We start from the raw sequence: 23905 nt of genomic DNA, 5'->3' as shown, positions 1-23905 counted from the left end.
AGGATTGCCGAATTAGCCCGGCCGCGAGGCCGAACCGACATCACGGAACGATCCCGACTTTGAACCAGTCGCCCAAACATCAAGCGGAAGCCCGGCACCAAGCCAAAGCCCGGCCCGGCGAGATCGTGGCGGTGGTCCGCCGCATCATCGCCGAGAACAGCCACGAGTACCGCTGGTATTATGCTCTGGCCGTTCTGTGCCTGGTGATAGTTGCGGCTACGACTGCCTTCACCGCCTGGATCATGAAGGACGTCGTCGACCAGATATTCTACGAACAGCGCGGCGATCTCATCGCGCTGATCTGCTTGTTGATCCTGGGCGCATTCATGCTGCGCGGGCTGGCCACTTACGGCCAGGCGGTGACGCTGGCCAGGATCGGCAACAATCTGGTGGCGCGCTACCAGCGCCGCATCTTCGCTCATCTGATGAAGCTCGGCGTCGGTTTCTTCAACGACACGCGCTCGGGGCGGCTGGCCGCCCAGATCAACGAGAACGTCAACGGCATCCGCGACCTGCTCTCGATGACGCTGACGTCATTGGCACGCGACGCCGTATCGCTGGTCGCGCTGATCGGCGTCATGATCTGGCAGGATCCGATGCTGTCCCTGATGTCGCTGCTGGTCGGGCCGCCGCTGATCTACACGGTCGTCTACCTGACCCGCAGAATACGACGCGCCACGCGCGAAGCGGTGCAGATCAACTCGCGGCTGATCGGCGCCATGCAGGAAGCAACGCAAGGCATCGCCATCGTCAAGGCGTTCACGCTGGAAGACGAGCTGTCGCGTCGCATCAGCGATCTTGTCACCGGCGCCGAGCAGCGGGCAAACCGCATCGCGCGCGTGTCGGAACGGTTGACGCCGATCTCGGACATGCTGGCCGGCTTCGCCGTCGCCGGCGTCATCGCCTATTCCGGCTACCGGGCAGCCGTCAGCGGCCAGCCGCCTGGCGCGGTCTTTTCCTTCATCACGGCACTGATGCTCGCCTACGACCCGGCCCGGCGGCTGGCGCGCATGCAGGTCGGCATGGAACGGGCGCTGGTCAATGCGCGCATGATCTACGAGCTGCTCGACCTCGAGCCGCAACAGGGCGACGCGCCCGGAGCGGTCGAAGCGAAGATCACCAGGGGCGAGGTGCGCTTCAACAATGTGTCGTTCGGCTATGTCGCCGACGCGCCGGTGCTGCAGGAGCTCAGCTTCGTCGCCGCTGCCGGCAAGATGACGGCCATCGTCGGCGCCTCGGGCGCCGGCAAGTCGACGCTGGTGGCGCTGCTGCAGCGCTTCCATGATGTCGAAGCGGGTAGCATCGAGGTCGACGGCCAGGACATTTTAGAGATGACCAAGCAGTCGCTGCGCAGCTCCATCGCCTATGTCTCGCAGCAGCCCTATCTGTTCGAAGGCACCATTCGCGACAACATCCGCTACGGGCGGCTCGCCGCCAGCGACGCCGAGATCGAACTGGCCGCGCAGCAAGCCGAGGCCGACGGCTTCATCCGCCAGCAGCCGCAAGGCTATGACACCCCTGTCGGTGAAGGCGGCGTGACGCTGTCGGGCGGCCAGCGCCAGCGTCTGTCGATCGCCCGCGCCATCGTGCGGCAGGCGCCGATCCTGCTGCTCGACGAGGCGACCTCGGCGCTCGACAACGAGGCGGAAGCGCGCGTCCAGCAGGCGCTGACCCAGGTGACGGAAGGGCGCACGACCATCGTCATCGCGCATCGGCTGTCGACCGTGGTCAATGCCGACCACATCGTCGTCATGGAACAGGGGCGGCTGGTCGAGCAAGGCACGCATGCCTCGCTGATGGCCGACCCGCACAGCGTCTATGCCCGCTTTCACCGGGTGCAGGGCAACAAGGGGCTGGGGCTTGTCGACGACGGCAAGCCAATCCAAACTTCGGTGCGCCGCGCGAAAAAGGCGGTCGGGAGAACTTTATGAGCGGTGCGGCCACAAACGATCCCCCCGTCAATGAAATGGGCCTGGTGGTGGTCGGCGCGGCCGGCCGGATGGGCCAGGCGCTGATCCGCGCCATTCACACGATACCGGGCGCACGCGTCGCCGGCGCGATCGAGCGGGCCGGCTCGCCACATCTCGGCAAGGATGCCGGCGAGCTTGCCGGCATCGGCAATATCGGCGTGGCGATCGGCGACGACCCGCTGCCGGCCTTCGCCAAGGCCGACGGCGTGCTCGATTTCACGAGCCCGGCAGCGACGGTCGAATTCGCCGGCTACGCGGCGCAGGCGCGCATCGTCCATGTCATCGGCACCACCGGCTGCTCCGCGGACGACAATGCCAAGATAAAGGCGGCGGCGCGCCACGCGACGGTGGTCAAGTCAGGCAATATGAGCCTCGGCGTCAATCTGCTGGCGGTGCTGGTCGAGCAGGCGGCGCGCGCGCTCGACGCCGATGATTTCGACATCGAGATCCTGGAAATGCATCACCGGCACAAGGTCGACGCGCCGTCGGGCACGGCGCTGCTGCTCGGCGAAGCCGCTGCCGTCGGGCGCGGCATCGATCTTGACGGGAACAGCGTGCGGTCGCGCGACGGCCACACCGGCGTGCGAAAGACCGGCTCGATCGGTTTTGCCACGCTGCGCGGCGGCTCGGTGGTCGGCGACCACTCCGTGGTGCTGGCCGGCACCGGCGAGCGCATCACGCTCGCCCATCACGCCGAGGACCGGGCGATCTTCGCTCGCGGCGCGGTCAAGGCCGCACTGTGGGCGCGCGGCAGGAAGCCGGGACTGTATTCGATGCGGGACGTGCTCGGACTCGCCTGAGACGATCTGATCCACAAACTGAAGGAGCAAAAATGTCGGGAACTCTCGTGCTCGTGCGCCATGGCCAGAGCGAATGGAACCTGAAGAACCTCTTCACCGGCTGGCGCGACGTTGACCTGACCGAGCTGGGCCACGCCGAGGCCAAGGAGGCGGGCGCCAAGCTGAAGGCGCGCGGCCTGAAATTCGACATCGCCTTCACGTCGTCGCTGATCAGGGCGCAGAAGACCTGCCAGCACATTCTCGACGCGGTCGGCCAGAGCGATCTCGAGACCATCCGCGACCAGGCGCTGAACGAGCGCGACTATGGCGACCTCTCCGGCCTCAACAAGGACGATGCGCGCAAGAAATGGGGCGAGGAGCAGGTGCATGTCTGGCGCCGCTCCTACGACGTGCCGCCGCCCGGCGGCGAAAGCCTGAAGGACACCGGCGCGCGCGTCTGGCCCTATTATCTGCACGACCTGCAGCCGCATGTGCTGCGCGGCGGCACCGTGCTGGTGGCGGCGCACGGCAATTCGCTGCGTGCGCTGATCATGGCGCTGGACGGCAAGTCGGGCGAGGAGATCGTCAAACTGGAGCTCGGCACCGGCGTGCCGGTCATCTACAAGCTCAACGCCGATTCGACCGTGGCATCCAAGGAAGTGCTGGAGAACTGAGCCGGCGAGTGCGTTTCAAAAAAGCGCGTTGACACTCACCGTTTGCCCGCCTAAAGAGCCCGCACCAGCCCAGATGGCGGAATTGGTAGACGCGCACGGTTCAGGTCCGTGTTCCGCAAGGAGTGGAGGTTCGAGTCCTCTTCTGGGCACCAAATCCCTTTGTAAGTTCTTGATTTCCCGGAAACTGCGGTTTCCGGGCCGTCGGCTGCACATGACCTTGCGAATGACCTCACCCAACAAGGTGTCCTAGCACGCCCTACAGTTCGTAAGGCGTGTGCCCGCGGACAACTTGAAAGTTGGCGCGCGACCTCCGGTTGTAAGCATCTTCCCATACGGAATGTCATCGAGTAGCGTGCAGAGGCGGCATGTGACGGCGCTCTCTTTGGCGAATGCATTGTCGCACCTTCAGCAGTTGCCGTCGGCAGATGGGGCTGCTGTCACAACCCGGTGCTTGCCGTGACAGATTGTTCCCGTCCCGGTTCATTTCAGCGCCGAAGCGAGGGGGAAGAAATGCACGACCGATTTCGGCAGTGCCTGCGGAAAATGTCGCTGGCGGCATTGACGATGCTGGCGATCCCGGCCCAAGCGGCTGATCTCGTCATTGCAATGCCGAACTGGCCGTCGGGCCAGGCGACGGCAAACATTCTCAAGGTCAGCCTGAAGGAAAATTTCGGGCTCGATGCCGATGTGCGCGAGATGGGGACGCTTATTGCCTTTGCCGGCCTCGATTCGGGCGAGGTGGATATTCATCCCGAAATGTGGCTGCCCAACCTCGACAATCTGGTGAAGAAGTATGTGGACGATGCCGGCACGGTTGCCATCAGTCCCATCGGTGTGCCGGCATGGCAAGGCATATGCGCAACCCGCGAAACCGCCGACAAATTTGGCATTCGCGACATTTCGGACCTCACCGACCCGCGCAAAACTGCCGCGTTGGACACTGATCGGGACGGACATGGGGAACTGTGGATTGGCGCGGAGGGTTGGTCCTCGACGGCTATCGAGCGTGTCCGCGCCAACAGCTATGGCTATGCCAAGACAATGACATTGCTGGAGACGCCGGAGGATGTCGGAATGGCGGCTGTCGATGCCGCGGTCGCCACGGCTCATCCGATGGTGTTTGCCTGCTATGCACCGCATCACGTGTTTGAGCTGCACGACATTGTCCGGCTTACCGAGCCGCCTTTTGACCCGGCAAAGTGGAAGATCGTGCTGCCTTCCGAGGACCCGCTCTGGGTCTCGAAGTCCAGCGCGCCAGTGTCATGGGATACCGCACATTTCCATATCGCTTACGCCACCTCACTGCGCAAAAAATATCCGAAGGTGGTCGAGTTCCTGGAACGGGTCGCGCTCAAGCCCGAAGACGCCGCGAAGATGAGTTATGCGCTCCAAGTGGAGCGTCAGGATCCTTACGAGTACGCCAAACAATGGGTTGCTGCACAGGGCGCTCGGGTGAACGGGTGGGCAAATCCATGAACGGCAAGCTGATGATCGCGGGACGCGCCATTCTCCAGCGGCGCTCCCTGACGGCAATTGTCGCGGCAGCGTTCGGTCTTGTCGCAGTGGCGGCGCTGGCTGCGGGAACACAGGTTTTCGATCCGAAAACCCGCAAATGGGTGGACTACGACCGCACCAAGGCACGCAAATACTATGCCGCGCACAATGAAGTGCCGGAGGCGTTTCGGCCGCAGATGGTCAAGTTCCGCACCGCGGAAGTGCCCGGCACGATCATCATCGATGGCAACCAGCATTTTCTCTATCTTGTGCAGCCGGGTCAGCGGGCCATGCGCTACGGTATCGGCGTCGGCCGGGAGGGATTTGGATGGGCCGGAATCGTGCGCGTCGGCCGCATGGCGGAATGGCCGACCTGGACACCCCCGGCCGAAATGATCGCTCGTGATCCGAATGCGGTCAAACATGCGGGAGGCATGCCGGGAGGACCGGACAACCCGCTCGGCGCCAGGGCGCTCTATCTGTATGAGCGCGACCAGGACACGATCTACCGGATACACGGCACTCCGGAGCCCTGGACGATCGGGCTCGACGTGTCATCGGGGTGCATCCGGATGAGGAACGACGACATCACCGATCTCGCATCGCGCGTCAAGGTTGGAGCCAAGGTCATCGTTCTCATGCAGGGGGCGGCACTTTACAAGGGTGTGTAAGGCCGGGAAGCGGCATTCGGAGAGGGACCAAGCAATGTCGGCAAAACATGCAGTGAGAACGTCGATCCGGGCAACAACAATTGGATTTTTGGTGGGAACACTGAGCGCTTGTGTCAGCGCCCCGCCGCCGCCTCCCCAGGAACAGATGTCCAGGACCAAGGTCGAGACGGCCCCGGCGGACCTTCAGCTTCTTTGCGCCGACGCGGCCGCCAAGGCGAGCGGCGTCGACAGCACGAAGATACTTCCGGTTTCGTCGAGCAAGATCGATCCCCAAACCTATCAGGTCGAGCTCGATGCCGGCGGCAAGAAGACAAGCTGCCTTGTCGATACCGAAGGCAATGTCAAATCGGTTCAGCCTGCCTGATCCGCTCTGGTCGAGGAATTTTGGGCGATCTGACGATTGCCGCGAAGCTGCCGTCGACTTCGGACGTGAGGTGGTGGCGATCAGCCGTGATGAAAGGCTCAGAAACCTCGAGAAAAAACCGGCCGACCGCAGCTTGCCTCAACCCGGCGGCATCATCGTGATTGGCAGGTTCGGGCATCCGCTGTACCATTCCTATGCCGGTCGTCGACGTGGCGTGTTCCGGCGAGGGAGAAACGTCCATGTTACGATCAATTTCGCTTGCGGTTTTCCTGGCGGTCGTTCCTGCGACAGCCTTTGCAAATTCGTGCCCGACCATCATGGCCGCGATCGACGCGGCGTTGCCGACCGCCACCCTCTCCGAGGCCGATATGACCAAAGTCAAGGAACTGCGCGCCCAAGGCGAGACATTGCACGCCGCCGGCGATCATGCAGGGTCAGAGGCCGCGCTCAACCAAGCCAAGACGATGCTCGGCATATAGCTGCGACGAACGCGGCTTTGCTGGCCGATCTTCTTGGCCGATTGCCGGGCTTTTGTTCGGCTGTCGACCGGTTAGAGCAATTCCAGGAAAAGTGTGAAGCGGTTTTCCGTCCGGAATTGCGCAAAAACAAAGAGATAGAGCGGTTCGGCGTTTCCGTGAAACGATGAAGCGCTCTAGGCATCGCGGCCTTGACCGGTTGAAACAGGCCGGGGCAGGAGTGGATCAGCCCAGTCCGATGCGCTTGGCGCCTTGCCGGAACACGGCTGCAGCGTCTTGCGAAGAACAGCGGAAAAATTTCGTGCCTCGTCAAGCCGTCCCGCCAGCGCAAGGCAGTGCGCCGCGATCGCCAGTCAGTTGCTTGGCAATCCAAAAAGCCTTCCGGCGGGCACGACGTCATTGATCCCGGCAAGCCGCAGACAATGCCAGGCCATGGCGTGGTTGCTGGACGTGACCGGCACGCCGATGCGCTGCTCGAGCCCGGCGGCCGCTTCGGCGATGCGCAGGCTGGTGCATGATATGAAGACCGCATCCACCCCCGGCGTGGCAGCCATCCGCTCGGCCGCGGCTTCGATCGATGTGGCCGAGATGCGGGCGGCGTCGCGATCGTCGCGCCGGTCGAAGGTCGCGACGGCTGATATGTCGACGCCGCGCCCGCTGAAATAGGCAACGAGGTTTTCATTGATCTGCGGCGCGTAGGGCGTCAGCAGGCCGATGCCTTTGACGTCGAGAGCCTTGAACGCCGCGAGCGCGGCGGTGACGGGTGTGGTGCAGGCGACATTTGGCCGTGCCTTCCTGATCTCCGCGAAAACCGCCTCTTCGCCGAGCGTCATCGTCGCCGAGGTACAGCCGAAGGCAACGACGTCCAGGGGAATGCTCGGCAAGATGAGGTCGACGGCCGGCGCGATCCTGGGACCGATGGCGCGCAAGGTCTCGGTCGTTATGTCGTTGTCGCTGAACACGCGGGATTCGTAGAAGGCGACACCGGACTGGCGCACGAGCGCGCGGAATTCATGCTCCAGGGTCTGATCCGTTGCCAGCACCACAAGGCCGATCGCCGCGCGCGACGCCAGACCGCCGTCGAGTTCCGATGGCAGCACGCCGAGATCAATCGGCCCGGAAGACGCAAGGCGCGTGGCGGCGAGGTTGGCAGACATGACGTTGTTGAGAGACATAGCGTTGTCGAAAGACATGGCGTTCCCTTTCAAAGTCGGTTCAAAGACCATTCATTGGAATGGCCGGCGTCCGGCCGGCGATCAGATCGGCGGTGATCCGGGCCGACCCGTGCGACATGGTCCAGCCGATGTGACCATGCCCGGTGTTGAGGAAGAGGTTGCGCAAGCGTTGCCGTCCGAAGGCGGGAAGATTGTTCGGCGTCATGGGCCTCAGACCCGCCCACATTTCCGCGCGATGGTAGTCGGCGCCCTCGGGGTAGAGGTCCTCGGCAACCCCTTTCATGAAGGCGAAATCGGCGGGCTTATGGCTGGTGTCGTAGCCGGCGAACTCCGCCGTTGCGGTGACGCGGATACGGTCGCCGAAGCGCGAGATGGCAACCAGATTGTGCTCGTCGACGGAGGCGATGGTCGGCGGCAGCGGACGATTGCCGATCGGGATCGTCAGCGAATAGCCCTTGATCGGGTAGATCGGCAGTCGAATGCCGATCTTTCTTGCCAGAACAGGACTGTGGCTCCCGAGCGCAAGCACATAGGCATCACCCTTGAAAGGCTCCTTGTCGGTGAGCACCTGCGCGACAGCGTCGCCGGTCGTTTCGATACCGGTGATCTTCGTGCCTGTGTGGATGGCGCCGCCGCGGGCGATAATCTTGGCGGCGAGGGCCCTGGTGAACTTTGCCGGGTCGCCGGTCTCGTCGGTCGGGCAATAGATGCCGCCGGCAATCTTGTCCTTGGCGGACGCCAGAGACGGATCGAGCGCGACGACCGCGTCTCGGTCGAGCACCTTGATCTCTTGTCCGTCCGACTGCAGCAGCTTCATATGCTCGACACCATTGTCGAGCGCTTGCTGGCTGCGGTGGAAATAGACGATGCCGCGATCGTTACGGTCGTAGTCGATTTGCTCGTCGGCAACGACCTCGCGCAGCACTGCCTGCGAGTAGGCGGCGAGGCGATGCTTGAGCAGCGTGTTGCGCCGCGCCTTGGCGGCCGTGCATTCCATGAGAAACAACCAGGACCACGTATAGAGCCGCGGATCCGCCGAGAACTTGAAGCGCAGCGCCTGGTCCTTGAGCACCAGCGATTTCAGCAAGGTTATCGGCGCCCTGGGGGACGACCAGACAAAGGAATGGCCTGGCGCGATCATACCGGCATTGCCCCAACTCGTTTCAGCGGCGACCTGCGCATTGCGTTCAATGAGCGCGACGTCGTGACCGTCGTTTTGCAGTTGATAGGCTGTCGTGACACCAACGACGCCGCCACCCAGCACCACTATGCGCATGACGCCTCCGGAAATCACAAAGTGAGTACACTTTAGAAGGTTGGTTGGAATTCACAAGAGGCCTGAAGAGATGGGCGAGGCGACGAAGCTGCCGATCTCCCCCCATGCGGCCCCATGCGGGGGAGATCGGCTGTTCCGCCGCTCACGCTCGTTCCGCCTCGCTGTGTTCCTCTTCCCCGCTCTCCGCGATGGTCCTCCTACGCGGTAGTGCCGAAAAAGATCCGCGCTAAGCCACGCGCGGCCACCTCCATTGCATGCGCCGAACTCAGCGTGATGTGCTTTTCGACCAGGGCTGCCCCGCCCGCGGCATCGCGACGGCGCAGGGCATCAATGATCGCCTCATGCTCCTGGTAGCTGTGGCTGCGGCGCGGCATGGACTCCAGATCGATGCGCCGGAAAAAGCGAATCCGCGAACATAGGCCCTCGAGCGCATTGACCATCTGCGCATTCTTCGACAATTGCGTCAGGGCCATGTGGAAACTTTCATCGGCAACGGCAACCTTCGCCCACGACCCTTCACCCTTCAGGCTGCTATGCTTGGTCCATGCGTCGACCGTCGCCTGGATCTCGGTGTCCGTTGCCCGCTCACAGGCCAGGACGAATGCGGCCCGCTCGATCGCCGCGCGGAGTTCGTAGAGATCGCGCACGGCTTCCGGCGTGAGTTCGCGGGCATAGAATCCCTTGTTCGGAACGGACGCCACGAAGCCGTCGCGCTGCAATCTGTTGAGAGCCGCGCGCACCGGCGTGCGACTTACGCCAAGTTCAGTCGCGAGTTCGACCTCGTTGATCTTCTCTCCCGGCCGGAAACGATAGTCGATCGCGAATTCCTTGATCGCCGCGTAGACCCGATCGACACTGTCCGCAGCGCGGACGATGCGCTCTCGCTCCTTTGCGCGCGTTTGGACTTTTACCCCGTTATTGACGTCATTCCTGGGGTTCGTTGTCATCCTGTCCTCATGCCTCCGCACGCAGCTGAAGCACGCGTCTGAAGAGGCCCATGCGACGCGCTTTATTTTTTTGTATGCATGTCATTACCCCTTTTTGGCGACATGCATTAGCCTCCCGAGAAGGTCAGCTCCGATAAGATACATAGCTGAGTCGTAAAGTGCACTCAGTTATCCGCACCGAGAGGGGCCCGGGCGAGGATCGCGGCCACGATCGGTTGTAGTGTCAGACGGAGGCATGGCTCGGGCTCATTCGCTTCACAAGCACCATCCCGACCTGGGATGGATCAGCCCAGCCCAATCCTTCTCGCCCCTTGCCGGAACATGGCCTCGGCGCCCGGCTCGAAGCGGAAGGTGCCGATAAAATCATCGGCGCAGTAGTTCGGCAGCGTCTTGCGCAGCGCGGCGGAAAAGTTTCGCGCTTCGTCAAGCCGTCCCGCCAGCGCGAGGCAGTGGGCCGCGATCGCCAGGATGATGGCATGGGCATTGGGACGGGCGGCGGCTTTCAGCGCCCATTCGGCAGCCTCGTCGAACTGGCCGAGCCGGACATGCGCCATCGCCCTGGCCCCCAGCATGCCGAACAGCAGCGGATCGAACGGGCTCAGATGGCGCGAATGGTCGGATGAACCGATCGCCGCTTTTGGGTCACCCGACTGCGAGTGTACAAACGAAAGTGCGTAGTGGCCAAGCGCGAAGTTCGGGCTGAGGTCGACGGCCCGCTCCAACTCGATGAGGGATCCGTCCTGCTCGCCGCGCAGCCACAGAGCCCGGCCCATGGCCCAGTGGGCGGCCGGATTGTGGTCATCGACCAGAAGACTTTGGCCGGCGGTTTCGAAGGCCAGCGCGCTTTCCCTGTCGCGGTCTCCCCAGCGCTGAAAGGCGTTTTGCCAATGGGTGAAGGACAGGCCGGCATAGGCACGGGCGAAGGTCGGATCGAGCTTCAGGGCCATGCCGAAGAAATGCCGGGCCTGTTCGTTTTCCGTGCGGGTGAAGCGATACATGTGCCAGAGGCCGCGATGGTAAGCCTCCCAGGCATTCAGCGAGTTGGGCGCTTTCAGCAAGGCGCGGTTGCGCTCGACCATCTCGATTTCGGCCGAGATCGACGAGACAATGCTGTTGCCGATATCGTCGAGGACGGCAAAGATATCGTCGGGCTTGCGCTCGAACGTCTCGGCCCAGACGATCCTGACCGTGCGAACCTCGACAAGTTCGACTGAGACCACGACGCGGCCTGCCTGGCTGCGCACGGTGCCGGTGGCGACATAGTCGACGTTAAGCCGCCGGCCGGCGTCTTCGGGCGCGATGTTTTTTTCCGCCAGCGCAAAGACCGAGCCGCGGGCGATGACGAAGAAGTCCCTGAGCTTGGCCAAACGGGTGATGATGTCGTGGGTGAGGCCATCGGCTAATCCACCGCGAGAGGGGCCACCGCGAGCACTGCCGATGCCGGCTTCCTCGATGAAAGGCATCACGGCAAGCGAAGCCTTCTGCGATGCAGCAGTATCGGGATGGGGAAGCACAATCGACGCCTGGGGGGCCGCGGGCAGAAGTGCCGGTCGCGCCCAGAGCGTCGCGGCAGTTCGTTCGCTGCGGATCGTCCGCCATGCCTCACGAACGGGACTGAAATCCAGATCCTCCGAAGCAAACAGCTGCTCCGCGGAAGCGAGATGTTCCTCGCACGCGCCGATCTGGCCGCGCCGTGCAAGCCCTGCCAGAAGAGCCGCATGCGCGCGCCCGTCGAACGGATTAAGTTCCACCCACTTTTCCAGATGCGGAGAGGTTTCGTCGGCATCTGCCGGGAGATTGTTGACGAGATGTTCCAGGATGGCGGCATGGCATGATCTGAACCGGCGGCGTTGCGCGATCAGCCAGCTGTCGAAATGCGGGCTGCGGTCGATCTCCAGCCCGTCGAGGAAATCGCCGACGAACAGGCCGGACAAGACCTGCAGCCGCTCCAGATCGAGCGTCTCGATTCCATCAGCGGCGGCCGAGGCAATATCGATCGCGTCGACGAGACTGCCGCTGAGATCAAGCGCGACCGTATCGCCAGACGTCTCGATCCTGGCGGGGTCGTCGAGAATGCTTCTGAGCTTGCTGAGGCACCAGCGAAGCTCGCCCCTCGGATCGTTCGGCACGTCCCACAAGAGCTCGCACAGACGGCTGCGTCCGACGGCATGCGGCGCTAGCGCCAGATAGGCGAAGAGCGCGCGCAGCTTGCGCGATGCCGGCAGTTGCACGACGGCACCGTCGCGCATGATCGTCAGCGGCCCGAGCAGCCGCACGGACAGCCCGGCCGTTGCGCCGCCCAGGCTCGATCGAGCGGATTCCACGTGCGTTTCCACGCTTGCTCCCACGCTGGCCTATCGCCCTCTGCTTTATCACTGAAAGCGATAGAGTGCATCCGGCAACGAATTTTCCGCGCCGGACGCCGGCATTGCCGCCTTTCCGGGCAGCATTGCCGCCACAGGCACCGTACCGCGGCAAGGTCTCGAAACCTCGCCGCCCACGCCGCCGGTTTGTAACCGGCTCGTGACGACAACTCGTGACAATAACAAAAAGAGGAGAACAGCCATGTTGTATCAGCAAAAAATCAGGACCACGGCCGGCCGCGGCCGCCTGTTCGACAGCATTCTCGATACGGTCGGCGATACGCCGGTGATCAGGATCAACAATCTCGGCCCCGATGGTGTGACGATCTATGTGAAGGCCGAATTCTTCAATCCGGCGGCGTCGGTGAAGGACCGGCTGGCGCTCAACATCATCGAAGAAGGCGAGCGCAGCGGCGCCCTGAAGCCGGGCCAGACGGTCGTCGAGGCGACCAGCGGCAACACCGGCATCGGGCTGGCCATGGTCTGCGCCCAGAAGGGCTATCCGCTGGTGGTGACGATGGCCGACAGTTTCTCCATCGAGCGCCGCAAGCTGATGCGCATGCTGGGCGCCAAGGTGGTGCTGACGCCGCGCGCCCAGAAGGGTTTTGGCATGTACAACAAGGCGGTGGAACTGGCCGAGGCCAATGGCTGGTTCCTTGCCCGCCAGTTCGAGACCAAGGCCAATGCCGCCATTCACGAGGCGACGACGGCGCGCGAAATCATCAACGATTTCGCCGGATCGCGGCTCGACTGCTTCGTCACCGGTTACGGAACCGGCGGCACCGTCGTCGGTGTCGGGCGCGTGCTGCGCCGCGAGCGCCCGGAGACGCGGATCGTGCTGGCCGAGCCCGCCAACGCCCAGCTCATCGGCAGCGGCAAGGCACAGGAGCGCGGCGCCGACGGTGGGCCCGCCGCCAGCCATCCGGCGTTCGAGCCGCACCCGATCCAGGGCTGGACCCCCGACTTCATTCCCAACGTGCTGCAGGAGGCGGTCGACGCCAGCCTCTATGACGAGGTCGTGCCTGTTCCCGGCCCCGAAGGCATCAAATGGGCCAAGGCGCTGGCGCAAAAGGAAGGGATTTTCACCGGCATCTCCGGCGGAGCCACTTTTGCCGTGGCACGCCAGATCGCGGAAAAAGCCGCACCCGGCTCGGTGATCCTGTGCATGCTTCCCGACACCGGCGAACGCTACATGACGACGCCGCTGTTCGACGGCATCGAAGCCGAGATGGACGCGGAGGAGACGGCCCTTTCGCGCTCGACGCCGGGCTGCCAGTTCCCGGCCGAGTAGCGGGAGAGGGAGAAACCACCATGGACGCGACGCCAAAATCCTCCGGCATGGCTTTCGAAGAAACGCTCGACATGCGCCGCCTGCAGCAGGGGAAGTGCGTGCCAATCGCCACCGTGTCCAGCCGGATGCTCGCCGTCACCGAGGAAATGCGCACGGTCATGGATTTTGCGCGAAACGTCCTGGAGGGCGACGGCCTGGGGCCTGATGCCTGCGATTTCATGTTCGGCAATCCGCAGGAAACGCCGTTGCGTGGATTTGTCGATGCATTGATCCGCCACGTCGAGCCACAGGATGTTCACTGGTTCGGTTATAAAAAGTACGATGCGCTGGCGCGCGAAACGGTGGCCCGCTCGCTCAGCCAGGCGCGAAGCCGGAACTACAAGCCAGACGACATTGCGATCACCGCGGGAGGGTTCGGCGCGATAGCGGCTGCGCTGCTCGCCGTGCTCGAGGTGGGAGAGGAGGTCATCTATCCGCGTCCCGGCTGGTTCGCCTATGGTGCCCAGATTCGCGGCGCGGCAGGGACACCCGTCGCCGTCGATCTAGCACCGGGAACCTATGACCTCGATCTCGAAAAGATTGAGGCAGCGATCACCCCGCGCACCCGCGTGGTGGTGGTCAACACGCCGCACAACCCGACCGGCCGCATCTTTCCCCGCGCTCAACTCGACGCGCTCGCCGACAAGCTCGCGGCCGCGTCCGAAAGATTTGGCAAGGTGATCTATCTCCTTGCCGACGAGCCCTATGCGCGACTGGTGTTTGACGGCCATGCGCATATCAGTCCGGCCGAGAGCTACCCGCACACGCTGATCGCCTATTCCTTCGGCAAGACCTTGCTCGCGCCCGGCGAGCGCCTGGGCTGGCTCGCACTCGGGGCGGACATGCCCGAGGCCGATCGCATACTATTGCGCGAGGCTGTCGACATAGCGCAGGTTTCGCACGGTTGGGCTTTTGCCGGCCGTACCCTGCAGCGGGCACTGCCTGATCTCGAGAAGCTCAGCATAGATGTCGCAGCCCTCGCGCGGCGCCGCGATCGCATGGTCGAAGGCTTGAGGGCAGCGGGATACGACCTGCCGGTGCCTGAAGGTACCTTCTATCTCATTCCACGCTCCCCAATACCGGACGACGTGGCCTTCGCGGCACGCCTCGCAACTGACGGTGTCTGGGTGCTGCCCGGCAGCGTCGCCCAATTGCCTGGACGTCTGCGGATCAGTTTGACTGCAAACGACGGCATGGTGGAGCGCTCTTTGCCCGTCTTTGCGCGAGCGATCCGGGAAGTCGCCGCCTAACTCCTGGCGAGCAGGAGCTCACACAAGGGCTTCTGGTCCATCGCTTGAGCGATGGCTGGCGGCCGTTGCAATCGACTGCTGAATGCCAAATTAATAGGTCCTGATCCTAGTCAGGGATGCTTCAGCGCATCGCAAAACCTTCGCGGTCACGCCGGAATATCTGGAATCGACGCCGCGCGGCCTCGCCTCCGGACACTGGCTGCATGATTACGGCCTGCAGACGTCACGCGGTTTCCAGGCGCTGAAGGTATGGATGGCGCTGAAGGAGCACGGCATCGAGAAGTTCGGCCGCCTGATCGACCAAAACATCGCGCAGGGACATTATCTCAGCACGCTGATCGAGGCCGAGCCGCTGCTGGAACTCGTCGCGCCACCGAGCATCAACATCGTCTGTTTTCGCTACCGCGGCGACGAGACGTCGGGCGAGCGACAGAAGGCGCTCAACACCGAGATCATGCTGAGGCTGCAGGAAGAAGGCATCGCCGCCCTTTCGGACACGACGGTGCATGGCCAGCATTGCCTCAGGGTGGCGATCAACAATCACCGTAACCCGGCGCGAGGATCTAGACCTGCTGGTGCGGGAGACAGTGCGCCTCGGACGTGAGATATCAAGGTCCGGCGTGGCTCTCCCTTCTCCCCTTGTGGGAGAAGGGAAGACCCGCGATCACGCGTCCAGCCAAACCTTCTCGAAATGCTGCTCGAGCGACTGGTGCTGCTCACAGCCATGCACGCCCTTGCGATAAGTCCGGTACACCGAGCGCCAATAGGGCTGAGTGATGATGCCGGAGTCGCGCAAATTCTGTTCGATCTTGGCCATGATCTCCTTGCGGGCGCCGGCGTCGGGTGTGGCCAGCGCCTTGTCGAGCAAGGCGTCGAACTCCGGATTGGCGTAGGCGCTCTCGTTCCAGGCAGCGCCCGATCTGTAGGCCAGAGCCAGCACCTGGACGCCCAGCGGCCGGCCGAGCCACTCGGTGCAGGAGAAAGGATATTTGCTCCAGTCGTTCCAGAACGTCGCCGCCGGCAGCACGGTGCGTTTGACCTTCAGTCCGGCGTCGCGCATCTGCGCGGCGATGGCATCGCCGGTGTTCTTCTGCCAGTCGACATCGACGGATATCAAGTCGTATTCGTGGTCGGACTTGCCGGCCTCGGCAAGCAGCGCCTTGGCTTCGTCGACATTCCGCACGGCCGGGCCGATATCGGCATATTCGGCGTGCATCGGGCCGACATGGTGGTTCTCGGCCGGCTTGCCGCGGTCGTCCATGCCGATCTTCAGGATCGTGCCGTTGTCGACGGCGAGCTGGGCGGCGCGCCGCACCCTGATGTCGTCATAGGGCGGATTGCCGACGTTGAAGCGCGCGACGATGGTCGAGCCGGTGGCAAGCTCGGAATTGCTTAGATCCATGGCGTCCGTTTGCGAAACCGTATCGGCGGCGGTTTCGTGGTTGGTGTCGATCTCGCCCGATTCAAAAGCCGAAAACATGGCATTGGGATCGGAGCCGTAGTCGACCCATTGGATGCCGTCGAGATAGAAGTCGCCCTTCCACCACGGCTTGTCCTTACGGCGGACCTCGGCGCCAACCTCGGCGTTCCATGCCACCAGTTCGCAAGGTCCGGTGGTGATCGCCAGCGCCTTCAGCGGATCGCCGTCGCCATCGTAGCTGCGATGCATGATCAGCGCCGGATAATCGGTCATGCCGGCAATCAGCGATATGTCGGGCTTCGGCAAGTTGAGCCGAACGGTAAAGTCGTCGACACGCTCGATGCCGCCGTCGACAGGTTTCTTGGTAGCGGCGTCGACCAGCGCGCCCATGCGCTCGGCGACCGAATTGCCGGCGACGCCGGCATCGCACCAGCGCGTCAGATTGTGGACGACGTCGTCGGCGTTGAAGGTATCGCCATTCGACCAGGTGATGCCCTTGCGGACGTGCAGCGTGAGCACGCGGGCGTCGTCGCTGGTCTCCCAGCTCTCGAGCAGCCACGGCTCGAAGGTGAAATCGCGGTTCCAGCGCACCAGATATTCGTTGCACTGACGGGCGACATTGGACATTTCGACGCCGTCGAAAGTGCGCGGATCCTTCCAGCCCTTGACGTTCATGGCGACGCGCAAGACGCCGCCGCGCCTCGGCTCCTCGGCCGCCCTGGCCGGGGAGGGCGCAAGGCCGCCCAGCGCCAGCGCGCCAGCGGCGCTGACCCCAAGTGCTGCCATGGTGGCGAGATATTCGCGCCGGTTCATGCCGCCTTTCTTGAAGCCGTCGGCGACGGGCTCGGCCTGCGGATGCAACGCTCTGTCGGTCAGCATGAACTTCATCGTCGTTCCTCCCTGTCGGCGCCCGGCCGACCGCGTCGCGGGGGCGGATGCGATCGCCGGGCGCCTTTGGCCATGGGCGATGATAGTGCGGGTTTTACGGGCGAAGTGTTCGGGTTTCCGCAGTTGTTGTGCGCTGTTCCGCAGAAGCTTGCGCTGCTGCAGTGCGGAACTTTTCGAGACGCCGGCGGGACAGCGCCCCCCTCTGTCCTGCCGGACATCTCCCCCACTTGGGGGGATCGGCTGTCGTCCCGGCTTTCGCCAATTTCCAACATCGCAGCAGGAGCGCAGCGCCGAAGCTGCCAATCTCCCCCCAAGTGGGGGAGATGGCCGGCAGGACAGAGGGGGGCGCGAAAGATCGCAGCCTTCGAGTTAACCTGGTTCCGAGTGGCCGGTGATTCCCGCCGGCGACCGACGCGAGATGCAGCGGAACAGCCTCACTACAACCAGCCACCCTTGCCGAGCGTGGCGATGGCGGCGACGATGCGGGTGAAAGCTTCGCCGGCCCGCGGCACGGTCTTGCGGGCGCGTAGAAAGCTATGCACGAGGCGCGGCTCTTCGTACCACCAGGCGCGGCCGCCGGCGGCGAGGATGCGGTCGCGATAGGCTTCGCCGTCCGATGACAGCGGGTCGCATTGCGCGGTGACGACGACCGTCGGCGGCAGGCCGGAGAAGTCGCTGTCGCGCAGCGGCGAGAAGGTCGGGTCGTCTGGTGACCGTGCCTTGCCGGAGCGGACCTGCCTGTAAAATTCGATGTCGCTCAGCGTCAGCAGCGGCGCTTCGGCGTGCTCGACATAGGAGCCGGCGCTCTCTTTGCCACCTAGCTCCGGACCGCCCAGCTCCGGATAGATCAGCACCTGGCCGATCGCGTGGCGAGGATGGCGGCGCGCCGCATGCGCGACTGCGGCGGCAAGATTGCCGCCGGCGCTTTCGCCGCACAGCACGATCGGCAGGCCCTCTGTGTCAGCCGCCCATTCGAACACCGTCAGCGCATCGTCGAAGGCGGCCGGATGCAGATGTTCGGGCGCCAGCCGGTAGTCGGCGGACAGCACCGTAAAGCCGGTGCCGGCGCAGATCTCGGCGCAGATGTCGTCATGGCTGTCGAGCCCGCCAAGCACAAAGCCGCCGCCGTGATAATAAACGACCATCGCTTGCGGTGCCTTGCCCGCCAGTTGGTAGCGCCGGATCGGGATCGCATGGTCGCCGGCGGCAACCGCGCTGTCGCTGGCTTCGACGCCTGCGGGAGTGCCCGTGTGAAACGCCCGGCACATCGCGTCATAGACCGCCCGCTGCTTGTCGACCGGCAGATCCATTTCGGGCGGATACCATGCGTTGACCCGGTCGATATAGGCCCACAGCGCCGGGTCGAGCAGCGTCGCGTATTTTCCCCGTTTTGCTGTCTCGGGCTTTTCGGCGTCGCTGACCATTGCCATCCGATCCCACCAAATCCGCTGGAAGCGTCAGAGCTCGTCGTAGAGCCGGGCCGCGTTTTCGTAGGTGAAGCGCAAAGGCACGGAACCCACGACCTGCCATGCATCGACGGTCTCGCCTGCGATCAGGCGGCAGGCGCCGTCGGTGGTGGTGACGGCGCCGCCATAGAGCCGGTTGGCAAGGTTGATGATGGCAGTCTGGTGCATCGCCGTGCTGCCGCTGCCGCAGGCATCCTTGACCAGCAGCACCCGAAAGCCTGATGACACCGCATCCCTGACGGTGGCGTCGATGCAGGCCTCGGTCCACACGCCGGCAACGACCAGCCACTCGATGCCTTCGGCCTTGAGCCGGCCCGCTGCAGGCCCTGCACCGAAGGCGCTGGCCTCAGTCTTGACCAGCATCATCTCGCCGGCGACCGGCGCCACTTCCGGACAGATCGCGGTCAGCGGATCGTCCTTGTCGGAGAAAGCCGACCTGCCATTGGCATCGACCGGATGGAACCGCCGCGCCTCCCTGGTGAGATCGACGATATAGGCCGAATGGTAGAGCAGCACATCGTTGGCCCGCGCCGCCGCCTGCAGACGCTGGACATTGGCGAGAATGCCGGCAAAACCCTCGACCAAATAGCGCCTGTCCTGCCGATGCTCCTCCTGGAGGTCGACAAAGACCGCGGCCGCCGTGCCGCGCTCGATCGAGACAGGGCTCTTCATTCAAACCTGCCCTTCATTCAAACCTGCTTGTCAAGAAAATCGTCCTCATAGGGAAAGCGCGACAGAAGCTCGGTGCCGGTCTCAGTGATCAGTATCTCGTCCTCGAGCTTGACACCCTCGCGTCCGCCTTTCTCGCCGATATAGCTCTCGACGCTGACCACCATGCCGGGCACGACAAAACCGTCGCGGCCATAGGTCTCGTAGTCCATGGCGTGCGCGATGAACGGCGTCTCGCCATGCATGCCGACGCCGTGCATGACAGAGGTATAGCGCTGGTCGACGAAGCGGTCCGGGATCTTCCAGGCCTTTTCAGCAATCTCGCGAAACGCCATGCCGGGTTTCACGATCGAGATGTTGTGCTGAACCTGGTCGTGGGCCATGCAGTAGAGCGATTTCTGATAATCCGTCGGCTTGCCCGGCCCGCAGCGGAAGGTGCGCGAGAAGTCCGAATAATAGCCGTAGCAGCCGATCGTATCGGTATCCAGCGCCAAAAGTTCGCCCGGCCTGATCTTGCGGCCGCTCGCTTCGTTGAACCATGGGTTGGTGCGCTGGCCGGAGGTCAAGAGCCGGGTTTCGATGAACTCGCCGCCCTGGCGGATCACCTCGTGATACATGATGGCGAACAGGTCGTTTTCGGAAACACCGGGCTTGATCGCCTCGCGCACCGCATAGACGGCGGCCTCGGCGCCGGCCATCGACACCTGCAGGCATTTTACTTCCTCCGGCGTCTTCACCGCCCGCACCGCCAAGATCTCGCCTTGGCAATCCCTGACCTCGCAGCCGCGCTTTTCCAACGCCAGCGCCTGCAGATGGCCGCAACGGTCGAGGCCGAGCTTCATCGAGCCGCCGCCATGCGCCTTGAGCAGCTCGGCGATCTCGTCGGCGAAGGGACCCGCTGTTTCGTCGTCGCGGCCCGACACCGAGGACCACACCAGCTTGGAAGGACGCGCCTCGTCGATCGTGTCGAGCACCATCGAGACATGGTAGCTCTGCGGATATTCGAACAGCACGATCGGCCCTTCGGTCGGGATGAAGAAATAGCGCGTCGAGTTGCGCAGGAAATAGCCGAACATGTTGCGCGAGCCGGTGGCATAGCGCTGGTTGTAGGGATCGAACAGCACCACGCCGCCATAGCCGGCCTCGCGCATCCAGGCGCGCAGCTTGGCCAGCCGCCCCTTGCGCAGCGCGTCGGCGTCGATGAAGGACGGCTCGGTATCGGACAGCCACATGCCGCCGGCCGGATCGGCCGCCGCCGGGTGGCGCATGCGGTCCTTGAAATCGACGTCCTCGGTGCTGTCGGGATCAAAAACGACAATGCTCATGGGGTGCCTCCTGGAAACGGGGAAGATGAGCCATGCCTTGCGCAGAGGCTGTGCGGAATCCCGCAGGTGTTGTGCCGGATGCCGCTTGAAGTCGTCCGTAGCGCTCTACGGCGCCCCCCTCTGTCCTGCCGGACATCTCCCCCTCAAGGGGGGAGATCGGCCGTCATCGCCGCTTTCGCGAATTTCGACCGTCGCAGGAGGCGCGGAGCATCGAAGCTGCCAATCTCCCCCCTTGAGGGGGAGATGCCCGGCAGGGCAGAGGGGGGCGCTGTCCCGCCAACGTCCGAGAGGACCTAGCGCCTGCGCGCCACCTTCGGCGCGTGCCCATGCTCCTCCCGAAATGCCCGCGCAAAACTCGACATCGAGGCGAAGCCGCAGGCGAGCGCCACGTCGCGCACCATCAGCGTCGAATGCGCCAAGAGATCGGCGGCGCGCTTCAGCCGCAGGCGGCGGTAATAGCCGTTGGGCGAGATGCTGAGCTCGGAGCGGAAGTTCCGCTCGAGCTTGTCGGAGGAGACGCCGAGCTTTTCCGCCAGCGCCGCCATGCCTAGGCGCTCCTCCACCGCATCCTCCATGATGGCGATGGCCGACAGCACCAGCTCGTTCTGGACGCCGGTGCGCAAGCGCAGCGGCATCAGCTTGCGGTCGACGCTGGAGCGCAGCGGACTGTGCACGAACCATTCGGCGACGCCGGCCGCGAGCTCGGCGCCATAGTCGTTGGTGATGATCTCCAGCATCATGTCGAGGCTGCCGACGCCGCCGGCCGAGGTGAAGCGCTTGCGGTCGATGACGTAGAGATCGCGCCTCAGCTCGATATCCGGAAACGCCTCGGTGAAGGCGGCCTGGCTTGTCCAATGCAAGGTGCAGGCATGGCCGTCGAGCAGGCCGGCCCGCGCCAGGAAGAAGGCGGCATCCGCCACCGCGCCGATATGGGCGCCGCCGCGCAGGCTTTTGCGGATCCAGCTCACCGCATCGTCGGCGACGAGATGATCGGCATTTCCGCCCGAGCAGACGACAATGCGATCGACCTTCGGCGCATCACCGGCGAAAAAGCCGGGCTGGATGACGACGCCGTTCGAGGCCTCGACCGGACCTGCGGCAGCGCCGACGATGATCCAGCGATAGCAATCCCGCTTGGCCAGCACATTGGCCGCACGCAACGGCTCGATGACCGAGCTGAACGCCATCATCGGAAAGCCGGGGAAGACCAGGATGGCAAAGGTGAGGGGAGCGTCGGTGGGTTTCAGTGGGTCGCGCGTGGGGGTGGTCATGGGTGTGCTCGCCGGCAACTGGATGGAGCGTACAATTCTGCCGAATACAGTCGGGGTCAACTGGAACCGCCATCCTTCCATCAATCAGGTGATCGTTCACGCCAAAAGCGTAGGCGGCGAGACTGTTGGAGGTGGAGCTTGAGCATTTGTGCACAATGTAGTTTGTTCCCCCCGAGGGGAGCGGGGGAAGCAGATGGAAATTGCGAAACTTGTTATCTCGGCGCTTACGCCGATCGTCGTTGCTATTCTAGGTTGGAGAATTAGCCGGACACTCAAGGAGATCGAACAAAAACAATGGGCTAGCAGAAAGCTAGTGGAGAAAAGGATAGAAATCTATGACAGGATTTCCCCTCAAATAAATAGGTTATTTTGCTATTATCGCTGGATTGGGGATTGGAAAAAATTCTCTCCCCATGAGATAATCGATACAAAAAGAAACTTGGATCACCTAGTATATATTTACCGCTACCTTCTTGATGACAAATTTTTTGAATCGTATTCCAGTTTCATGGACGCTTTGTTTCTGACCTACAACGGCGCTGGTGAGGATGCGCGTTTACGCACTCATATTCGGAACGAGGAGGGGGATCGCGCCAAGTCGACATTTTATCAATGGGCTGCGGCATGGGAGGACTGTTTCGACGATAGCCAAGTTTTGCCACTGAACGAGATTTCAAGGCGCTATGAGGCCGTAATGCAGGCTCAAAAGGCCGGTATATTTTCGCAGTAGGATGAGCGGGGAATAAGGCGCACGCTTCTAATTGCGATTTCGTAGCATCGGCAACTTTTCAGGCACCAGATACGCACGACATTCGAGACTATGAGCAAACCTCCAATAGACAAAGTCTTGAAACGCCCAATCGACCGGAAGCGTGAGTCAGCCTTTTCGATGACCATTGGTCACGACGGCGACGGAAAACTCACTGATATGGTCGTGACCACGGATTCGATGTTTCTTATCAAGGAACATTCCGTACATTCGATCAGATTGGCGGATCAACTTGATCCCGATCGCACGAACATTGACCTCCCCAACACCCAGCAATTGTTTGCTGATGCCGGTTCCGAGTCCGATATCGTAGCCCGGACCCTACTTTCGGCTGGTCGGCTTTTTTCAAAAACCCATTTTCCGGACCCCAAGACAAGAGACTTCGGCATTTCGACCTCCGCCGACATCATGACCCAGCTCTTAGCGGCACAGAAAATCTTGTCCCAGCTCGAAACTGATGAGGCGAGGCAAATCGCAGAGGTGAACTCCTCCAAGGATTCCACACGATTGCCCGCGGTGACGGAGGTCGAAACTCTAGCGAACACTTTCATTCAAAAAGCGGAGCACGCCCTCCAAGCGATTTATCGCCTCGCAGAGGTTTTTTACGGTCCGCAAATGAAAGCTGCGGGAAAATGGCCGGATAGTTTGACTTCAGTCCTAACTAAGGAGTTTGGCGAGAATGACGTCACAACGGTTTTTGCTAGGGAGTTGGCGAAGTTTGCGCATCAAGTTCGCAACACCCGCCATTGTGTCGAACACCGCAAAGATGATCAGCGGGTCATAGCAACGGATTTTTGCCTCAGTTTAAATGGGACGGTTACGCGGCCGTCGATCAAGGTGGTGCACCCCAAGACTCCGATAGATGAGACCGATCTGACCGCGTTTATGTCAGCATGGGTCGACAGCTTGACGGGTGTCACGGAAACGATGCTCCTGCATCTTGCAGGCAAAAACCACGCTCCGTTTGGAAATATTCCGATCGGAGTTGGCATAATTCCGGAAAATCAGAGAGCCATCCAAAAGGTTCGCGTCGGGTATCTAATAAATGTTGGAGGCCAATGGAACTGCCTAGGCTAGTCCTGAGAAGGAAGACAATGCGAACCTGGGCTCGCGTCTTGGTGCCTCTAGGGAGCGAGTAGTCGATGCCACGGTTGCGCGATGGGATCTCCAATTTCCAGATGCATGTCTATTTGTTGGAAAGGTTGGATATAAACAGCCCGCAATCGACAATTCGGTTGAGCCTTGTAAGCCGCGTGTTAGATCAAGGAGACGTTCGCTTCCAGCGAGGTTTATACCGGATATATCCAGCAAAGTCTTTGTGGGCCTAC

22 protein-coding genes, 1 tRNA gene and 1 pseudogene are annotated in these 23905 nt (G+C 62.7%); 13 read left to right on the top strand and 11 right to left on the bottom strand.

Going from position 1 to position 23905, the window contains the following annotated elements; translation table 11 throughout:
* Positions 1-59: 59 nt before the first annotated feature.
* From RPG13_RS06105 to RPG13_RS06075, 7 genes are all read left to right on the top strand, one after another.
* Positions 60-1931, top strand: a complete 1872-nt coding sequence (locus RPG13_RS06105; protein ID WP_128285950.1) for an ABC transporter ATP-binding protein — start codon at positions 60-62, stop codon at positions 1929-1931.
* Complete coding sequence (gene dapB, locus RPG13_RS06100) at positions 1928-2770, top strand: 4-hydroxy-tetrahydrodipicolinate reductase (protein ID WP_095484746.1); 843 nt, start codon at positions 1928-1930, stop codon at positions 2768-2770. The genes RPG13_RS06105 and dapB overlap by 4 nt, the downstream gene beginning before the upstream one ends.
* A 32-nt stretch (positions 2771-2802) precedes the next feature.
* Positions 2803-3423, top strand: coding sequence for a 2,3-bisphosphoglycerate-dependent phosphoglycerate mutase (locus tag RPG13_RS06095; protein ID WP_095484747.1), 621 nt, complete (start codon positions 2803-2805; stop codon positions 3421-3423).
* 67 nt (positions 3424-3490) lie between these two features.
* Positions 3491-3575 (top strand) — tRNA-Leu (locus RPG13_RS06090).
* Positions 3576-3933: 358 nt separating this feature from the next.
* Positions 3934-4899, top strand: a complete 966-nt coding sequence (locus tag RPG13_RS06085) for an ABC transporter substrate-binding protein (protein WP_095484748.1) — start codon at positions 3934-3936, stop codon at positions 4897-4899.
* Positions 4896-5588 carry a L,D-transpeptidase gene (locus RPG13_RS06080; RefSeq protein WP_095484749.1) on the top strand — a complete coding sequence of 231 codons (693 nt, stop codon included), beginning with the start codon at positions 4896-4898 and terminating at the stop codon, positions 5586-5588. The genes RPG13_RS06085 and RPG13_RS06080 overlap by 4 nt, the downstream gene beginning before the upstream one ends.
* Before the next feature lie 145 nt (positions 5589-5733).
* Positions 5734-5952: a hypothetical protein gene (locus RPG13_RS06075; protein WP_337124585.1), complete on the top strand. Its 219-nt coding sequence runs from the start codon at positions 5734-5736 to the stop codon at positions 5950-5952.
* Here the strand turns inward: RPG13_RS06075 and RPG13_RS06070 are convergent.
* Positions 5930-6304, bottom strand: coding sequence for a hypothetical protein (locus RPG13_RS06070; protein WP_164759207.1), 375 nt, complete (start codon positions 6302-6304; stop codon positions 5930-5932). The genes RPG13_RS06075 and RPG13_RS06070 overlap by 23 nt on opposite strands.
* On the opposite strand from RPG13_RS06070, the gene RPG13_RS06065 reads away from it, so the two are divergent.
* The gene (locus RPG13_RS06065; RefSeq protein ID WP_095485099.1) at positions 6192-6431 is read left to right on the top strand and encodes a hypothetical protein; all 240 of its coding nucleotides are present in this window, start codon (positions 6192-6194) and stop codon (positions 6429-6431) included. The genes RPG13_RS06070 and RPG13_RS06065 overlap by 113 nt on opposite strands.
* Positions 6432-6781: 350 nt before the next feature.
* On the opposite strand, the gene RPG13_RS06060 is transcribed toward RPG13_RS06065, so the two are convergent.
* From RPG13_RS06060 to RPG13_RS06040, 5 genes are all read right to left on the bottom strand, one after another.
* Positions 6782-7621, bottom strand: coding sequence for a maleate cis-trans isomerase family protein (locus RPG13_RS06060; protein ID WP_245461500.1), 840 nt, complete (start codon positions 7619-7621; stop codon positions 6782-6784).
* A 22-nt stretch (positions 7622-7643) separates the two neighbouring features.
* On the bottom strand, positions 7644-8879 hold the full coding sequence (locus RPG13_RS06055) for a D-amino acid dehydrogenase (RefSeq protein WP_095484751.1): 1236 nt from the start codon (positions 8877-8879) through the stop codon (positions 7644-7646).
* Positions 8880-9076: 197 nt separating this feature from the next.
* Entirely contained in the window at positions 9077-9826 is a 750-nt protein-coding gene (locus RPG13_RS06050) for a GntR family transcriptional regulator (protein WP_095484752.1), read from the bottom strand.
* A gap of 284 nt (positions 9827-10110) precedes the next feature.
* The gene (locus RPG13_RS06045; protein ID WP_337126986.1) at positions 10111-12075 is read right to left on the bottom strand and encodes a BTAD domain-containing putative transcriptional regulator; all 1965 of its coding nucleotides are present in this window, start codon (positions 12073-12075) and stop codon (positions 10111-10113) included.
* A 123-nt stretch (positions 12076-12198) separates the two neighbouring features.
* The gene (locus RPG13_RS06040) at positions 12199-12393 is read right to left on the bottom strand and encodes a hypothetical protein (RefSeq protein ID WP_127205478.1); all 195 of its coding nucleotides are present in this window, start codon (positions 12391-12393) and stop codon (positions 12199-12201) included.
* Here RPG13_RS06040 and RPG13_RS06035 point away from each other — a divergent pair.
* The 3 genes and pseudogenes from RPG13_RS06035 to RPG13_RS06025 all read left to right on the top strand — a co-directional run.
* Positions 12392-13480 carry a PLP-dependent cysteine synthase family protein gene (locus RPG13_RS06035; protein ID WP_095484753.1) on the top strand — a complete coding sequence of 363 codons (1089 nt, stop codon included), beginning with the start codon at positions 12392-12394 and terminating at the stop codon, positions 13478-13480. The genes RPG13_RS06040 and RPG13_RS06035 overlap by 2 nt on opposite strands.
* Positions 13481-13500: 20 nt before the next feature.
* Positions 13501-14769: an aminotransferase class I/II-fold pyridoxal phosphate-dependent enzyme gene (locus RPG13_RS06030; protein ID WP_095484754.1), complete on the top strand. Its 1269-nt coding sequence runs from the start codon at positions 13501-13503 to the stop codon at positions 14767-14769.
* Between the two features lie 106 nt (positions 14770-14875).
* Positions 14876-15389, top strand: a pseudogene (locus RPG13_RS06025) (pyridoxal phosphate-dependent decarboxylase family protein); the annotation flags it as partial.
* A 44-nt stretch (positions 15390-15433) separates the two neighbouring features.
* Here the strand turns inward: RPG13_RS06025 and RPG13_RS06020 are convergent.
* From RPG13_RS06020 to RPG13_RS06000, 5 genes are all read right to left on the bottom strand, one after another.
* The gene (locus RPG13_RS06020; protein ID WP_337124584.1) at positions 15434-17077 is read right to left on the bottom strand and encodes an ABC transporter substrate-binding protein; all 1644 of its coding nucleotides are present in this window, start codon (positions 17075-17077) and stop codon (positions 15434-15436) included.
* 437 nt (positions 17078-17514) lie between these two features.
* Positions 17515-18507, bottom strand: a complete 993-nt coding sequence (locus tag RPG13_RS06015) for an alpha/beta hydrolase (protein WP_337124583.1) — start codon at positions 18505-18507, stop codon at positions 17515-17517.
* Positions 18508-18534: 27 nt separating this feature from the next.
* A complete protein-coding gene (locus RPG13_RS06010) occupies positions 18535-19215 on the bottom strand; it encodes an isochorismatase family protein (protein ID WP_337124582.1) in 681 nt (226 codons plus the stop codon).
* A gap of 17 nt (positions 19216-19232) precedes the next feature.
* A complete protein-coding gene (locus RPG13_RS06005; protein ID WP_337124581.1) occupies positions 19233-20537 on the bottom strand; it encodes a M24 family metallopeptidase in 1305 nt (434 codons plus the stop codon).
* Positions 20538-20830: 293 nt separating this feature from the next.
* A complete protein-coding gene (locus tag RPG13_RS06000; protein ID WP_337124580.1) occupies positions 20831-21808 on the bottom strand; it encodes a GlxA family transcriptional regulator in 978 nt (325 codons plus the stop codon).
* A gap of 193 nt (positions 21809-22001) precedes the next feature.
* Between RPG13_RS06000 and RPG13_RS05995 the strand changes: the two genes are divergently transcribed.
* Together RPG13_RS05995 and RPG13_RS05990 are read left to right on the top strand one after the other, a co-directional pair.
* A complete protein-coding gene (locus RPG13_RS05995) occupies positions 22002-22538 on the top strand; it encodes a hypothetical protein (RefSeq protein ID WP_128285123.1) in 537 nt (178 codons plus the stop codon).
* A gap of 90 nt (positions 22539-22628) precedes the next feature.
* Positions 22629-23654, top strand: a complete 1026-nt coding sequence (locus RPG13_RS05990) for a hypothetical protein (protein ID WP_164897526.1) — start codon at positions 22629-22631, stop codon at positions 23652-23654.
* The last annotated feature ends 251 nt before the right edge of the window (positions 23655-23905 follow it).

It is taken from the genome of Mesorhizobium sp. ISC15 (assembly GCF_037162615.1).
Lineage (GTDB): Bacteria > Pseudomonadota > Alphaproteobacteria > Rhizobiales > Rhizobiaceae > Mesorhizobium > Mesorhizobium mediterraneum.
This window is presented reverse-complemented; position numbering and strand designations above follow the sequence as displayed.